The 15207-nt window shown below is 67.4% G+C and carries 17 protein-coding genes; 8 read left to right on the forward strand and 9 right to left on the reverse strand.

The genetic code is table 11. The features are described 5' to 3' along the window. Nucleotides 1-18: 18 nt before the first annotated feature. The 4 genes from MA876_RS15895 to MA876_RS15910 form a co-directional block, all read right to left on the reverse strand. Nucleotides 19-738, reverse strand: coding sequence for a methionine ABC transporter permease (locus tag MA876_RS15895; RefSeq protein WP_248151740.1), 720 nt, complete (start codon nt 736-738; stop codon nt 19-21). Beyond that, on the reverse strand, nt 735-1781 hold the full coding sequence (locus tag MA876_RS15900; protein WP_248151742.1) for a methionine ABC transporter ATP-binding protein: 1047 nt from the start codon (nt 1779-1781) through the stop codon (nt 735-737). The genes MA876_RS15895 and MA876_RS15900 overlap by 4 nt, the downstream gene beginning before the upstream one ends. Nucleotides 1782-1887: 106 nt before the next feature. Continuing rightward, on the reverse strand, nt 1888-2475 hold the full coding sequence (locus tag MA876_RS15905; protein ID WP_248151744.1) for a thermonuclease family protein: 588 nt from the start codon (nt 2473-2475) through the stop codon (nt 1888-1890). 198 nt (nt 2476-2673) lie between these two features. After that, complete coding sequence (locus MA876_RS15910; protein ID WP_248151873.1) at nt 2674-3384, reverse strand: polyamine aminopropyltransferase; 711 nt, start codon at nt 3382-3384, stop codon at nt 2674-2676. Between the two features lie 87 nt (nt 3385-3471). Between MA876_RS15910 and MA876_RS15915 the strand changes: the two genes are divergently transcribed. Continuing rightward, nucleotides 3472-3648, forward strand: coding sequence for a hypothetical protein (locus MA876_RS15915; RefSeq protein ID WP_248151746.1), 177 nt, complete (start codon nt 3472-3474; stop codon nt 3646-3648). A 124-nt stretch (nt 3649-3772) separates the two neighbouring features. Here the strand turns inward: MA876_RS15915 and MA876_RS15920 are convergent, their stop codons facing one another. Next, nucleotides 3773-5068 (reverse strand): HNH endonuclease signature motif containing protein, encoded by a 1296-nt coding sequence (locus MA876_RS15920; protein ID WP_248151748.1) that lies wholly within the window; start codon nt 5066-5068, stop codon nt 3773-3775. Between the two features lie 233 nt (nt 5069-5301). Here MA876_RS15920 and MA876_RS15925 point away from each other — a divergent pair, with 233 nt between their 5' ends. Together MA876_RS15925 and MA876_RS15930 are read left to right on the forward strand one after the other, a co-directional pair. After that, nucleotides 5302-5685, forward strand: a complete 384-nt coding sequence (locus MA876_RS15925) for a DUF1801 domain-containing protein (protein ID WP_248151750.1) — start codon at nt 5302-5304, stop codon at nt 5683-5685. 194 nt (nt 5686-5879) lie between these two features. Further along, nucleotides 5880-6320: a hypothetical protein gene (locus MA876_RS15930; RefSeq protein ID WP_248151752.1), complete on the forward strand. Its 441-nt coding sequence runs from the start codon at nt 5880-5882 to the stop codon at nt 6318-6320. A gap of 1 nt (nt 6321) precedes the next feature. On the opposite strand, the gene MA876_RS15935 is transcribed toward MA876_RS15930, so the two are convergent. Together MA876_RS15935 and MA876_RS15940 are read right to left on the reverse strand one after the other, a co-directional pair. Beyond that, the gene (locus MA876_RS15935; protein ID WP_248151759.1) at nt 6322-6690 is read right to left on the reverse strand and encodes a VOC family protein; all 369 of its coding nucleotides are present in this window, start codon (nt 6688-6690) and stop codon (nt 6322-6324) included. Nucleotides 6691-6752: 62 nt separating this feature from the next. Then, nucleotides 6753-7079: a nuclear transport factor 2 family protein gene (locus tag MA876_RS15940; protein WP_248151760.1), complete on the reverse strand. Its 327-nt coding sequence runs from the start codon at nt 7077-7079 to the stop codon at nt 6753-6755. Between the two features lie 207 nt (nt 7080-7286). Between MA876_RS15940 and MA876_RS15945 the strand changes: the two genes are divergently transcribed. The 5 genes from MA876_RS15945 to MA876_RS15965 all read left to right on the forward strand — a co-directional run bounded on the left by MA876_RS15945 (nt 7287) and on the right by MA876_RS15965 (nt 11725). Next, entirely contained in the window at nt 7287-8738 is a 1452-nt protein-coding gene (locus MA876_RS15945) for an ADP-ribosylglycohydrolase family protein (protein WP_248151761.1), read from the forward strand. Beyond that, the gene (locus MA876_RS15950) at nt 8735-9649 is read left to right on the forward strand and encodes an FRG domain-containing protein (protein ID WP_248151764.1); all 915 of its coding nucleotides are present in this window, start codon (nt 8735-8737) and stop codon (nt 9647-9649) included. Before MA876_RS15945 ends, MA876_RS15950 begins: the two co-directional genes overlap by 4 nt. Before the next feature lie 80 nt (nt 9650-9729). Continuing rightward, nucleotides 9730-10419: a GTPase domain-containing protein gene (locus tag MA876_RS15955; protein ID WP_248151766.1), complete on the forward strand. Its 690-nt coding sequence runs from the start codon at nt 9730-9732 to the stop codon at nt 10417-10419. Continuing rightward, a complete protein-coding gene (locus tag MA876_RS15960; protein WP_248151768.1) occupies nt 10416-10931 on the forward strand; it encodes a hypothetical protein in 516 nt (171 codons plus the stop codon). The genes MA876_RS15955 and MA876_RS15960 overlap by 4 nt, the downstream gene beginning before the upstream one ends. A 50-nt stretch (nt 10932-10981) precedes the next feature. Next, on the forward strand, nt 10982-11725 hold the full coding sequence (locus MA876_RS15965) for a hypothetical protein (protein ID WP_248151770.1): 744 nt from the start codon (nt 10982-10984) through the stop codon (nt 11723-11725). 11 nt (nt 11726-11736) lie between these two features. Here MA876_RS15965 and MA876_RS15970 read toward each other — a convergent pair whose 3' ends face one another. Beyond that, on the reverse strand, nt 11737-13296 hold the full coding sequence (locus tag MA876_RS15970) for a pentapeptide repeat-containing protein (RefSeq protein WP_248151772.1): 1560 nt from the start codon (nt 13294-13296) through the stop codon (nt 11737-11739). After that, complete coding sequence (locus MA876_RS15975) at nt 13293-15023, reverse strand: nuclease-related domain-containing DEAD/DEAH box helicase (protein ID WP_248151774.1); 1731 nt, start codon at nt 15021-15023, stop codon at nt 13293-13295. Before MA876_RS15975 ends, MA876_RS15970 begins: the two co-directional genes overlap by 4 nt. Nucleotides 15024-15207: the final 184 nt, after the last annotated feature.

The following is a 15207-nucleotide window of genomic DNA, read 5'->3' on the forward strand; positions in this document are numbered from 1 at the left end:
GTGTGAGGAAGGACGGATTCAAGCCGCGAGGGTGAGCCGGCGCGACTGTCGTGCCGAGGGGGTGAGCGCCCGGACCGCGCGGTCGCCGGCGAACTGCACGAGCGCGACGAGGGCGACGAGCACGATGATCGTGGCGACCATCACGGCGTTGTCGAAGCGCTGGTAGCCGTACGTGACGGCGACGTAGCCGATACCGCCGGCGCCGATCGTGCCGGCGATCGCGGAGTACTCGATCATCGCGATCGTGTTGATCGTGAGGCCCCCGACGATCGACGGCACTGCTTCGGCGAGCTGCGCGTGCCAGATGGTCTGCAGGGGCGAAGCGCCGGACGCGATCGCGACGCGGGAGCGTTCGACGGGCACGCTGCGCAGCGAGTTCTCGACGATGCGCGTGAAGAATGCGATGCCGGCGATCGACATGGGCACGACGGCGGCGGGGATGCCGATGTTCGTGCCGGTGATGAGCCGTGTGAACGGGATGATCGCCGCCATGAGCACGAGGAACGGCAGCGATCGACCGATGCTCACGACCCAGCTGAGCGTCACGTGCGACGAGCGGTGCGGGAACAGCCCGCCGGGAGCGAGGTTGAAGAGCGTGGCCCCCAGTGGCACCCCGACCAGGACGACGATGATCATCGTGATCCCGACCATGATCAGCGTGTCTCCGATCGCCGGGATGATCAGCGCGGGGATCTCGGGGATGGGAACGTTCTGCGCGCGCACGGGGAACCCGATCATGCGACGGCCTCCAGGTCTTCCGCGTCTTCCGCGTCTTCCGCGTCGGTGAAGCTCGTCGTGCGGATCGGCTCCGCGGCACGGGCCGTCAGACCCGCCGCGGCGAGCAGCGGCAGCGCTCGCGCGTAGGCGGCGGACGGCACGGCGACGCGGGCGGTTCCGACAGTGGCGCCGTGCACCTGCTCGATCGACGCACCCAGCAGGCGCAGGTCGGCGCCGAGCTCGCGCGACACGCGCGCCACCCAGTCACCGTCGACGGCCGTCGTATAGCTGACATCGATCGCGACGTCGCCGTCCTCAGCGGCCGCGGCGGCACGCGCGGGACGCAGCTGGTCTCCGAGGAGCGAGGATGCATCGCGCAGCAGGTCGACGATGCGTCCCGACTCGACGATCCGGCCGTGGTCGAGCCGAGCAACGGTGTCGGCGATCTGCACGACGGTGTCCATCTCGTGCGTGATGAACAGGATCGACAGACCGAGCTCGTCGCGCAGTTCCTTCAGCAGCGCGACGATCGTCGCCGTCGAATCCGGGTCGAGTCCCGAGGTCGCTTCGTCCGACAGCAGGACGCTCGGGCGCAGGGCGAGAGCGCGGGCGATGCCGATGCGCTGGCGCTGGCCGCCCGACAGCTGATGCGGGTAGTGCCCTGCCTTGTGGGCGAGCCCGACGCGGTCGAGCAGCTCGGCGACGCGCGCACGCGACTCGGCCGCCGTGACGCCCAGGAACTGCAGCGGGAGCGCCACGTTCTCGGCCGCCGTCCGCCGGGCGAAGAGTCCGTCGGACTGGAAGATCGTGCCGATGCGGCGGCGGGCGACCCGCAGGTCGCGTTCGCCGAACGCCGTCAGGTCGTCGCCGTTGACGACGACCCGCCCAGAGGTCGGGCGCTCGAGCAGCGTCACGCACTGCGCGAGCGTCGACTTGCCCGCGCCCGACGGACCGACGACCGCGGCGATCTGACCCGATGGCACGGCGAAGTCGAGGTGGTCGAGTACGGTGGTCGCGTCGGGACCATCGCCGAACACCTTCGTGAGGGCTTCGAGCTGGATCATGAGGCACGACGTTAGCGACGCGCCGCGGGGCTCATTCCAGAGTGACGCCGGGCGTCGTCATGAGACGCCGGATGACGGCTGCGAGCTGCGCTCCGTGTCGCAGGCTCTAGCCTGCCGCTCGTCCTGGTGATGAGTCGACTGGCGCGGCATCCTGGCATCCCGTGGCGATCACTCCGCCGTCGGGCCCGAGCGTCGCGACCTGTGCCGCGCGGTAGTCGGGCTCTCGCGGATGCGCCGGATACCCGTCGGTCGAGTCGTACCGCGCGACGGCGTTGCCCGCCCGCAACTGAAGGAGCCCCAGGTCGACGCCGCTCGCGGTCGTCACATAGCGCAGGAGACGCCCGTACCGGTCTTGCTCGTTCTGCCCTTCCGGCAGCTCGAGGGTGACGGCGTCTCCGGCAGCCACGGCATCCGCGATCGCCTCGCTCGCCGGCGCGTCGCCGCATTCGCCCCGCTCGGGGGTGTCGATCCCGATGATGCGCACCGTGCCCGCGCTCGTCTCGATCGTGTCGCCGTCTACGACATCGAGGAAGGTCGCGGTCTCGACGATGGATGCCGCAGGTGTCGAGTCGATGGATGCCTCGGGCGCCGCCGTCGCGACGACCTGTGTAGCCGGGGTCGGCACGCACGCAGACAGCGCGACCACCATCGCGATGCCCGCGACGACCGCCCCCAGCGCCGTTCCCGCCCGCACAGTTGCCCTTCCTGTTCGTCTTTCCTGTTCGTCGATCCCCGATCGACCTTTCCGTTCATCGACCCTCGATCGACCTCCCCGTTCGTCGATCCCCGATCGATTCGAACCTATCGGGGGCCTCCGACGCCGCCGGCCGAGCTCGATCCAGAACGATGACGACGCTCGCGCTCTCGTCGTCTACGACAGAGCAGAACAGGTTCAGGTGCGTCGGGAGGATGCCACGTACACGGTGTTGGAGGACGTCCCACCCGTGACGGGGTTGTCGAAGTCGACGACGTGCGCGGTTGCGTCGTCGAACACGGCGGCGAGTTCGGTCATGAACTCCGGATCGGGCGGGTCGTCGGACCAGAGGGCGAACACCCCGCCGCCCGTCAGGTGTCGATCGAGTGCGCGCAGGCCGGGAGCGCGATACAGGTCGGCGTGACTCGGATCGAGCTGGTGCCTCGGTGAGTGGTCGACGTCCAGCAGGATCGCGTCGTAGTGAGCGCCGGTGGGCGGTCGCCGCATCCGTTCGAAGAAGTCGTCGCTGACGAGCGACGTGCGCGGGTCGCCGACGAGTTCGGATGACACGGGCAGCAGGATCCGTTCGTGCCAGCCGATCACCGCGTCGAGGCGGTCGATCACGGTGAGCGCGGTGACCCGCCGGTCGCGCAGTGCGGCCACCGCTGTGTAGCCCAGCCCGAGGCCGCCGACGAGGACGTTCAGCTCGTCGCCCGTCGCGGCGGCGAGTCCGAGATCGGCGAGCGCGATCTCGGCAACCGTGAAGAGGCTCGACATCAGGTACTCGTCGCCGAGCTTGACCTCGTACACTTCTGCGCCGACGGCCGGCTCCGATCGTCGCCGTAGCGTCAGGTCGCCCATCGGCGTGGGCTGCCAGTCGAGCTCTTCGAACCGCGCGATCACGGGCATCCCCTCGTCGAGGCCCACACTACCGAGCGCGGACGGATCGCGCGGCCGGCGTAGCATGTGTGCGTATCGTCGAACGGAGGATGCCTCGTGTCAGCTGCTCAGGATCCCGCCCATCACGTACCCGCGCCCGGCGAGCCGAGCATTCCCGAGATCGAAGACGACGAGACCGTCCCGCCGCGCCCGGAAGAGTCGATCGCCGACGCGCTGCGCGCGGAGCCCGACGTCGAGGATCACCGCAGGAATCACGGACCCATCGGCGCGTAGACGCCGACGTCCAGGATCACCGCCGAACTCACGGCTCCGTCGGCACGTAGACGCGCCGAGCGAGGCGGACGCGCACATCCACGCCGAAGTCGCGGAGAGCCGGCGCGTTGTGAACCAAGGTGCACTAGAACGGTGGGGGCTCGTCGCTCGGGCGGAACGCGGGCATCGGCCGTTCGGGCTTCACCACATACCTTCGCCCGGAGGGCGAGGTCCATTCGATCGCCCCGCCGGAGCCGTCGATCTGCTGCACGACCCAGCTCCCGTGGTGCTTGATCGTGTGATGCCCCTGGCAGAGCGGAGCGCTGTTCCAGAGCGAGGTCTCGCCGCCGTGTTCCCAGGCGAGCGTGTGATCGATCTGACACCTGCTGGCGGGGACACCGCATCCGGGCGCCATGCACCGCGCCGATCGCCACTTCACGAGCTTCCGCAGCGACGGCGGGGGCGAGTAGCGATCGCGGGATACCGAGAGGACCATGCCGGTCTCGGGATGCGTGAGGACTCGCATCCACCCGTCCGCTCCCCCACACAACTCGCGCGCGCGGTCGATCGGGATCGGCCCGACACCCTCGACCGTCGCCGGCTCGGTTGGAGCGTCGCTGCCGAGCAGTGACATCACCGGGACGGTCACCACGACGCTCGCCCGCACACCGCGTGCGGCGTCGGGAAGCAGGGTCGTGTCGCCATCGATGAGCAGGTCCGAGAGCGCGTCGGCGCGCACCTGGTCGGTCGTCCGCGTGTCGTCCGCCGCTACGTCAGAGTCGGCACCTGAGCCGGACTCGGACTCCGACCGGCGCCCGACGATCGCGCCGGCGATGCCGGTGAGCCGCTGTTGAATCGCATGGGCCTCAACCGACGGGATCAGCGCGTGCAGCCACGACATCGCGTCATCCACCGGCTCGATGTAGACCCGACGACCCGCGACCGCTTGACTGTGCCGCTCGACGAGGGACACCGCGCGCACCCGATCGACGAGCGCACGCATCGCCCGCCGAAACGAACCGACCGGCAACTCGGTCGCCAGCGTCATCCCCTCATCGAGCACCTGAGCCCGCAGAGGTGGATCAACGCTGTCGACTGCGGTGATCAGGATCTGGGCGTGCTTCTCGGTCATCTCAGCGCGATGCAGCACGTCGTAGACAGCCGGATAACGATGCACAACGCCATCCGCCAGCGCGAGAAGCTCCCCCGCCGCGTACTCCGTGATGCGCAACTCGGAAGCGATCTCGAGCCGAACCGAACGATCGAGGATCTCGGCCGACATCCGCGGCCCACGCTCTCGAGCCTCGGCGTGCAGCACCGCGACCGCCATCAATCGCTCCGCCGCGAGCACCGTCATCATGTCGGCGACCTCGACCATGCGATCCACCGTGTCGGGCCCGAAGTCGGTGTCCTCAACTTCGATGGAGGGACGGGAGTTCATGCACTCATACTAGAACATATCTACTACTGAATGCAATAGAAGTGCGATCCATATTCGATCATTTCGACCTCCTACAGTGCGTACGAGTCCCGGATTCTCGACCGGCAGAGCGGAGCGCCACGGCGAGCGCCACTGCGGGGCATCCCTCCCCTCCGGAACCCTCATCGAGAGAGTCGCGGGGCGAGAACCGCCGAAGGCCGGGCATGAACGCATTCTCACGCCAGAATCGACGAGTGAGCGTTGAACAGAGTGTGGTGGATGCCTGGTTCGATGAGCAGTCGCACGCGATGACCGACGCCGCGCGGGAGGTGCGGGCATCCATTCTCCGTGTCGTGCCGGCGGCGACCGAGAGCATCAAATGGCAGGCGCCGAACTTCGCGCTGGACGACGACTTCGCCACCTTCAGCATGCGGCGCCCGGGGGTGCTGCAGGTCATCCTCCACACGGGAGCGAAGCCCAAGCCCGAGCGACACGCCATCGAGCTCGGAGACCTCGGCGGTCGGCTTCGGTGGGCAGGCCACAACCGCGCGGTCATCACCTTCACGTCGCCCGAAGATGTCACGGCGGCTCTGCCGCAATTTGAGCGCGAGATCGCCCGCTGGGCCGGGACGGGGTGAAACCCGCTCGATACGCTCGCGGGTGCGGATCCTGCCGATCGATCTCGTGGACGCCTTCGCCTCCCTCGTCTTGGGCATGCTGGCACGGGGCAGGATGCGTCGACTGTTCGCTCGCTGAGATCTACATCCGGCGGCGGTACCGGATACGTCTCGAGACGGACGCGCCGCCTGCCGTCGATGCGGAGGCTGGATGCATGCCTCATCACCGCATCCTTCTCACCGTCATCTCCGCCGCCACCGTCGCCCTCGCACTCACCGGATGCTCCGCCATCGAAGGGGCCGTCTACCAGCGGCATTCCGCGACGTACGACGACGTCGGAGCACTGGCCGACAGCGAGCTCACGGCGGACTGGATCCCGTCCGACGCGACGAACATCCGCACCGTCGCGTCCACTCGCGAGAAGTCCACCGACGTCGTCGTACTGCTCGACAGCGCCGCCACCCTCGATCCGACCGTCTGCGCCGAGATCGACCGCCAGTCCGGGCCGACGCTCGCGATCGACGGCGCTCCCGATGTCTACGCCTTGGACACCGCCTTCGCGTGCGGAGAGTGGACCGTGGCGCAGGCCGACGGCGGCTGGTACGGCTGGACCCCGAACCACCCCGACGAGCAGGCGCAGTCTCCCGGTCAGTGAATCACGCCTGCGCGTTCAGCCCGATCCGGTTGCCCTCGGAGTCTTCGATATAGGCGAAGACTCCGCGCCCGCCGCCGATCTCGGTCTTCGGAACCAGGATGCTTCCGCCCGCCGCTTCGGCGCGCGCGATCCATTCGTCGATCGACGGGCTCGCGTCGAAGTACACGCGCGAGCCGAAGTGCGACGGTTCGTCTTCGGGCGCGAGGAAGAGGCATCCCGCTGATCCTCCGTCACTCGCCGGGATGATCGCCGTCTCCTTCTCAGGCCCGACGGGCAGCCGGACGAGCTGCTCGCCCGTGAGCGCCTCGTAAAACGCGATCGCTCGCGTCATGTCGCTGACCGGAATGTCGAACCAGACCACCTGTGCCATGTTGCGCTTCCTCTCGTCACTGTCGAAGGTACGGGGAGCCTCGGACACTCCCACACACGCGCTCAGTCCGGAACGATGACGACGCTCGCGATCTTGTCGCCCGCGAGCGTGAACCGGAACGGACTCGTGCCGTTGAACCCGTCGCCCGTGACCTTCAGGTGCACGAGGTAGGTGCCCGGCGCCTCCTCGGCGATGTCGACGAGGTCGAAGTGCGAGCGCTTGCCGATGTTGTCGGTGCGATCCCACTGCCGGATGCCGTCGTGCCCGCGCGCGACGCGCCCCCAGTCGTCGAGCGTGCCGTCCTCGGCGAAAGCGTCGACGAACGCGTCGGAGTCGCCGGCGTTGGTCGCATCGATGAAGGCGGCGATGGATGCAGGGAGCTGAGCCATGCTCCGATCCTGGCGCGCTGTCGCTCCGACGTCCACGCGGCGATCCGAATCTCTCATTTTACGCACTCTTGCGTAATGTCCGATCCTCGTGCCATCATCGACTTATTGCGCGATAGTGCGTTAAATCGAGGAGGGCACCATGGGCGACGGAGTGAAGGAGACGATTCCGTGCGAGCTGTTCGGCGGACCGACCGGAGGGAGCGCCCGATGACCCACTTCTCACCTCAACAGCTCGACCGCGCCGTGGGCACCGTTCTCGCCTCGGCCGCGGGCGACGCCCTCGGATCACAGTACGAGTTCGGTCCGGCGCTCGCAGACGACGTCGTGCCCGAGTTCGGGACAGGATGCTTCGGCCACGCCGTCGGCGAGTGGACGGATGACACGAGTATGGCGATGCCGATCCTCCGCGCCCTCGCGGACGGTCATCGCATGGACGACGCTGCGACCCTCGACGAGATCGTCGCGCAGTGGCAGGAGTGGTCGCGGACGGCGAAGGATGTCGGCACCCAGACGCGGAGCGTGCTCTCGCACCTCGTCACGCCGACCGCGGCGACCGCCCTCGAGCGCTCCGAGCAGCTTCACCGGATGAACGGTCGCACAAGCGGCAACGGCTCCCTCATGCGCACCGGACCGCTCGCGCTCGGCTACCTCGACCGCGATGAGGTCGACCTCACGGATGCGGCGGGGCGCATCGCGCGCCTGACGCACTGGGACGACGACAACGCCGACGCCTGCGCGCTGTGGTGCCTCGCGATCCGGCACGCCGTGCTGTCGGGCGACCTCGACGTGCGCGCGCAGCTCGCGTGGGTTCCGCGCGAGCGTCGGGCGCGGTGGTCCGACCTCATCGATGAAGCGCTTGCCCCCGGCATCCATCCCCGCGACTTCCGCGAGGGGAACGGATGGGTCGTGCGTGCCTTTCAAGCCGCGCTCGCCGCCGTCGCCGGTGCCGGATCGCTGCAGGATGCCGTCGAGCGCGCCGTGCGCGGCGGGGGCGATGCCGACACGGTCGCCGCGATCGCGGGCTCGCTCGCCGGTGCGGTGTTCGGCGGTTCGGCCATGCCGATCGCGTGGAAGCGCGGCCTGCACGGCTGGCCCGGACTGCGCGCGGACGACCTCGTGCGGCTCGCGGTGCTCGCCGCCCGCGGTGGGCGTGCTGATCGCGAAGGCTGGCCGACCGCTGCGCGCATCTCCTTCTCGAGCGAGAGCGACTGGCTGTTCCCGCATCCGCACGATGACAGCGTCTGGATCGGCTCGCTCGCGGCGCTCGATCGCCTGCCTTCTGAGGTGGATGCCGTCGTATCGCTGTGCCGCGTGGGCACCCGCCAGGTTCCCGCGGGCCTGGAGAGCGTGCAGGTGTGGCTCGTCGATCGACCCGATCACAACACCAACCTGGACTTCGTGTTGACGGATGCGGTGGATGCCATCGCCGCACTCCGGACCGAGGGCAGGGTGGTCTTCGTCCACTGTGCCGAGGGTCGCAGCCGCACGGCGGCTGTCGCGGCGCTCTACAGCGTCCGCCATCGCGGCCGGCCGCTGGACGAGGCCTGGAAGGACGTGCGCGCGACGCTGCCGGGCTTCGCGCCGCAGGAGTTCTTGCGTAGCGCGGTCGCGCGTGTCTCGGCATCCATCGACGCACCTCCTGCGAGGATCGCGCCATGACGCTGCCCGCGATCGACGCCAACCGCCTGTTCCACGAGTGGCAGATCGACATCGACGGGTGGGAGTCGTTTCAGGCCGAGGTCAACCACCTCACGTCGACCTACGAGACGGAGCGCTTCGTCTGGCGCGGCCAGTCCGACGCGAGCTGGGGGCTGCAGAGCTCACTGCACCGCGCCGTGAGCGAACTGCAGGGCAGACCCGCGACCGAGGACGAACTCGTGCGCGCCGAACGCAATCTGCTGTGGCGCGCCCGCGTGGATTGGCGGATGGACGGTATCTCGTCTCTCCCACTGCTCGCGCAGATGCAGCACGTGGGTGTTCCCACTCGCCTGCTCGATGTGACGATGAACCCGCTCATCGCCGCCTGGTTTGCGACGGCGCGCAACGACAAGACCGATCACAAGGCGGCACGCTTGCTCGTCTTCGTCGACGGCAACAAACCGTTGCAGCTCAACTCGCTGTGGAACACCAACACCCCGCGCTGGCACCAACTCAAGAGTGACTCGGCGCGTCGCCATGCAAACTGGGGAACCGGTCTCGGCCGCAAGATCTGGCGACCGCCCGCGCTCCATGCGCGCATCCCAGCGCAGAGTGCCGCGTTCATCCTCGACGGTGTGCCCATCGACGGAGCGGATGGCGGGGTACACGGCGACTCGATCTGGACCGCCGGGCAACTTCGCGAGTTCGCATCGGTGCCCATGCGACTCGCTCACGTACGAGGCGGGCGACTGCCGAACTCGTTCGCGCCCGTCTTCACGTATCGGATCTCGGCCGAGGCGAAACGCGAGATCCGCCACCAGCTCGAGGAGCGGTTCGGCTACCGGTTCTCGACCGTATACGCAGACATCGAAGGCCTCGCTCAGTACGCCCGGACGTGGCCTGAAGACGCGCTGGGCGACGTCACCAGCTAGGGCCGAAGGTGACTAGGCTGACCCCTACCGTGCCTTTCGGCCCAAACCGTTCGCCATGCCCGTACCAAAGGACCGCAAGGATGTCGTTACCCGCCAACCTCATCAAGGGCGGAGTCGCCGTCGCCGGAGCGGCCGCCGTTGCGATCGTCACCGTCGTGTTTCGCCAGCGCCTCGAAAAGCTGGTAGACAGCATTTCCAAACTGTGGGATGGCAAACGTATCGCCATCATCGGGCGACAGTCCGTCGGCAAGACTGCCCTGCTCGAGACCCTCCTAGGCAAGGAGCGCCCCGCGGCGGCACGCCCGACTGTGGATCCGGAGTCCGGCGGGGTGTTCGAACTCCAGCAGGAGAAGCGGGCAGTGCGCTACCGGGTGCGACACGATCTACCTGGGTGGGCGCCGGCGAATGCCTACAAGGGCTGGGAGGAAGACTTCAACAACGCCGACTTCGTCCTTTATCTGTTTCGCGCCGACCTCGTGGAGCAGGGAGACAAAGACACGGTCGACTTGGTCGATCGCGACCTCAACCAACTGAAGAAGTGGCTCTCGCCACAGGCGAAGACGCCCCGCATCATCCTTATCGGAACCCACGCCGATCAGAGCGAACTGTTCGGCACCGACGAGCGTGCGTTCCGGGGTCTGGTGCGAAAGGCTCGGCCCATTAAGTCGGGAGCCATCAAGCTGAACAAGGCCGACCTCATCGTGGGAAGCCTGAAAGACGAGGCGGGGCGCCGGCGCGTCATCGAGAGCCTGAGGAGGTACGTGAAGTGATCGCGGTATATGCGCAGTCCTCCCAGCGCCAGGGTCTCGATGCGTCCATCAACGGGAGTGCCGTTACGATCGAGAACCCTGAGTTCGCTTCTCTCCGCGACAAGAGCGCAGCGGTCCGGCTACGCGCGAAACGAGTGCGCTCCGGCGATGTGGAAGTGCAGTTCGGGCAAGGTCTGCTCCGACTCGAGTTCGCCGGCGCTGAACTCGATGGATCGATCCGTTCGCCGATAGTGGCGGTTGTGGACGAGCGCGAACTCATGTCTCCGATCGCCGCGGTTGCACAACTGGTCGTCGAGGGAGTCGAAGCAGTCGATCGGCGATGCGATGTTTCAGCGCTCAACGCCGCGCTCGCCGTTGGCAGGGAGCTCGCCCGAGCGCGGAAGAAGACACAGGCGACCTGGTGGATTTCGGTAGCCGCCATCATCGGCGTGCTTCTCGTCACCGCCGTTGCGTACGTGAGACCTGCTCCGCGCCGGAGCAACAACACACCGGACAGGAGGGGTGCTTCATGAACACAAGAGCGTCCGACACAACTACGCAGCACCTACCCCGATCGATTGCTGTGCTGAGCGATCAAGATTATCTCGACGCCTTCAATGACCCGAGCACGATCGACCAACTCGAAGACGCGGAGTCTGTCGTGATCCCCTTCTCGATCGAACCCGAGGTCAACGACGAGCGGGCAACGGCGGCCAGACAGCTTCTCAAAGAGTCGGGTCAGCTCGCATCAGGCACTCTCCTCATTCAAAGTCCCTACGACACGGGGACATATGTGAGCGCATCCGAAGCCATCGAGACGTTCGCCGTCGCGAAGTACCACCACTTCGCTGTCGTCGCGTCGTTTCTAGGAGCGCGTTCCTTGCGCGTCACCGATGCCAAAGTGGAGCGAACTGCGGGGGATGCGAAGGCAGCAGCGAAGGTCGGCGCGAAGACGGTCGGAGTGGATGCGCACCTGAGCGCGGATATTGCATCCGACCTGAAGGCCCAACTCGCTCTCGAGACTGACTTCGCCGGCTCCGATCCCGATCCAGACGAGGCGCTCGCATACATTCGCGAGCACAATCTCCTCGGCGAGCACTCGATGACCGCACTTGTCGCTCTACGACGAGGCAAGAACCCCGTGTTGCGCTACCAGCTGACGCTGGATGCGACGAAGGAGTCGCAGATGAACATCGACAGCGCGCTGAAGGTGTCGGCGGGTCTCCCCAAGCTCGTCGATGTGGGAGGCACGTTCGCCGCGTCAACGAGGGCCGTGGGGAGCATCAAGATCACCACCGAGATCACCTTCCCCAAGCCCAAGGAGTAGCGCCGCGCTAGTCAGCTCTCCCCGTGAGTGGCCGAGAGCTTGTCGGCCTCCTTCGCTGCCGCTCCGAAGAAGCCCTCGATGTCCGACAGGTCGCCCTCCCAGCGCACGATTCGCGGGTCATCCACCTGAACGGCTCGGGGATCGGGATCGATGGGCAACGCGGCATCCGCCTCCCGAATCCATCGCCACTGGGCGATACCGCGCATGTCGCTGAACTCGATGAGCAGTCTCGCGCCATCGGCCTGGGCATAGGAACGCTCGAAGAGACGCGCCGCTCCCCGCATCACCGCCGACCATCGCCTCGTCTGGCTTTCCGCATCGCGATGCACGTTGCCGCGCAGGATCTGGGCCAGGAGCGACACGCGCGATCCGCGGCAGGCGTAGGTCCACGCATACGAGTTCATCCCGTGACCATTCATGCCGAGCACGAACCCGTCGTCGAGATCCGCCTCGCGCAGACGTGCCGACAGCCCCTCGAAGAAGTACAGCGCTACGGGCTCGATGCCCGCCCAGGATGGACTGCGAAATTGCGTCGCGGCGTCTTGAACGATGTCGAATCCCTCATCGAGCGGTATGTACGGGAGCGCCATGTCTTCCGAGAGGAAAAGGTCGATCATCGCGCGACGAACACTGTCATCCGTCGTGAGCCAACCGGGCGCGGCATCGGTCCAGTCGAGGCCCTCGAGTCGGCAATCGGCGAATCGCGTGCCCATGAACTCGGCCGCCAGGGCGTTGGCTTCCCTGAGGTCGCACCGCAACAACTCCACACCGTTGAATCGCGCGTTGGTAAGGTCGGCGTCCGCGAACCCGACGTCGCGCACACGCGCGGGCCGAGGCTGCTCCGGAACGAAGAACAGCGTCGACTCGCGAGACTTGACTTCACGCGCGGTCTCACCGAACTCCGCTCGAGACAGGTCCGCCCCGTCGAAGATCACCGAGTGAAGCGTCGCGTCCGTAAAGTCCGCGTCCTCCAGGCGCGCATCGGCGAACAGCACGCGTTCGAGTGTGGCGCCGATGAACGTCGCCATGTCGAGTCGCGCCCGTGGCCAGGTGACATCCCGCAGCTTCGCGCGCGAGAAGTCGGCCACCGGCAGTTCGACCTCGATCGTCGACTGGCCGGCAGCGGTCGGAGCGACGAACTCGCACCCGATGAACTTCGCGGCCTCTCCTTGGATCCAATTGAATCCGCACGACCGGAAGATCGAGAAGCTGAAGTCGGCTCCTTCGAGGAGTCCACCGAGAATCGTCGCCTGATCGAAAGCGACGCCGGTCAGCGTTGCCCGCGCGAGGTTCACGTTGAGCAGTTGCGAGCGGTCGAACGAGGAGTCTCGGAACGATGACGTGCGCCCATCGACTTCGCGGAACGTCGTGTTCCTGAACTCGCACTCATCGAAGCGCGCTCCGACGACACTCCCCCCTTCGAATCGGACGTCGTCGAACACCGCACCCGTGAGATCCCGCCCAGCCCACGTGATGTCGATGAACGTACAGCGGATGAACTCCGCAAAACGCAGATCCTCGCCGGCGATCGCGTCGCCACGGAGCGCCAGGTTCTCGTAGGTACCGCTCATTGCTGCCCTGCCTGTTCGATCACGACCGCTTGGTACTTCGCCCTAGACAGCGCGACGTAGAGCAGGTCGTCCCAATCGAGCTCGTGCTTCTGCGCCCATTCGCGAGCATCCGGCCCGACGTCGGTGATGATGACGGCATCCGCCTCGATGCCCTTGAGCTTCGAGATCGACCCGAACCGCGCGCGGCCCGCGGCATCCCCGAGGTTCGCCCGCAGCCAGCGCACGTCATCGGCGTGTGCCGGCTCATCGAGCTCGCCGGCCACAATCCGTGCCGCAAGCGAGCGCGACCCCCACGGGCTCAGGATGACGACGTCGCTCAGGCTGTACTGCTGGGCGAGGAGCTTCACGACACCCGCGAGCGTCGCCGCTTCGCTGCCCGCCGATGCCGCGATGCGCTCAGCGCCACCCGGAGTCGTGCTCGGCAATCGATGCGACGTATGCCCGAACGGTCGCCCGACGATCAGTTCGGCCTTCGCCACCAGCGCCGGCGCCTGCCGACAGTTGCGGCGGATGCGGGCGCGCACGAGATCGGGCATTCGCGCCTTGGTCACTTCGAACGGATCCACGCGCTCGGCCATGGGGCGCATGATCTGCTGTCGCTCATCGCCCGCGAACATCAATCGCGCATCCGGCGCCGCGAGCGCGGCGAGGACGTCGAGCAGCAGCGGGTTGCCTGCGATGTCCTGGAACTCGTCGACGATCACGTTGCGGTAGCCACCGCGCTCGGGGTGACCAGCGAGCGCCTGCAGAGCCTTCGTCGGCAGATCGCGCTGGAACCAGTCGTTCGACGCGTCGGCGGGGTGCTCCGCGAGACCTGCGACCCGGAGCATCACTGATCCGAGGTCGCCCACGGCGAGCGGCCCCGGCAGGACCCGAGTGGTCGCACGCAGACGATCGGCCATCACGACGTTCCAGCACGTGAGCAGGGTCTTCTCGCCCCGCTTGATCGCATCGATCGCCGCTTGCGCGACGAGATGGCTCTTGCCGCTGCCGGCGGGCCCGTCGAAGTAGACGGCGCGATTGTCCGCGACCAGCTCGAGCGCGAAGCGCTGCTCGGCCAAGAGCGCGGCCTCGCGGCGATCGGCCTCGCGCCGAGCGTCCCGCTCGTCTGCCTCGACGCTGAAGTCCCGGGCGAGCGCGCCGATGAGGCGCTCCACCTTCTCGGCCGTGACCCCGGCGGGGTCGTGGTCCACGTGATCGGCTCCGGAGTGCCAGCCGATGTGCTCGTCGAGCACCTTCTCGACGATCGCAGCCGGGTGAGCGAGGTCGTCGGCCCACGCGAGCTCCCACTCGAAGAAGCTCAGGTCGGACGGCGCGCGATCACCGAACTGATGCCGGCCGATCGAGGTGAACCACAGCAGGCGCGCGAACGGCTCGTCGCCGTCGATCACTCCTTGGCGAAGGAGATACGACCGGATGCTGCGCGAAGCGCCGTCGACCTGCTCCAGCGGGCTCTTGTGAGGGTGGGGCGTGCCGTCGAGCGTCCACACCCCGTCGCGATAGTCGATCGACTTCGGCGCCTTCGCTTCGATGACGAGGATGCCGCGCCCGGGCACCGCCACGACGAAGTCGGCTTCACCCATGAGCTTGTCGACGTGCTGCCGGACGACCAGCGAATGGAACACGACCCAGTCGGTCCGGTCCATCATGCCGGCGAAGGCATCGAAGAGGCGACGCTCCGACCAGTTGGCTCCCGCCCGGGCGGTGGACGGGATCATTCGCGGCATGGCGCCAGCGTATCGGCGGCTGACTCGTGGGTCTTCGCGCGCCGCACCCAGGTCCTCACTCTCGTCGACGTCTCCGGCCGTTGGGTCGACGTCGATGCGGCGTAATAGGGTGAGCCCGGGGAGGAGCACATGGAAGCGGTCGAGCAGTTCGTCGCACTCGCGACGGGGTCGGAGCGGCACGTGC

The organism is Microbacterium aoyamense, from assembly GCF_023155855.1.
Taxonomy (GTDB): Bacteria; Actinomycetota; Actinomycetes; order Actinomycetales; family Microbacteriaceae; genus Microbacterium; species Microbacterium aoyamense.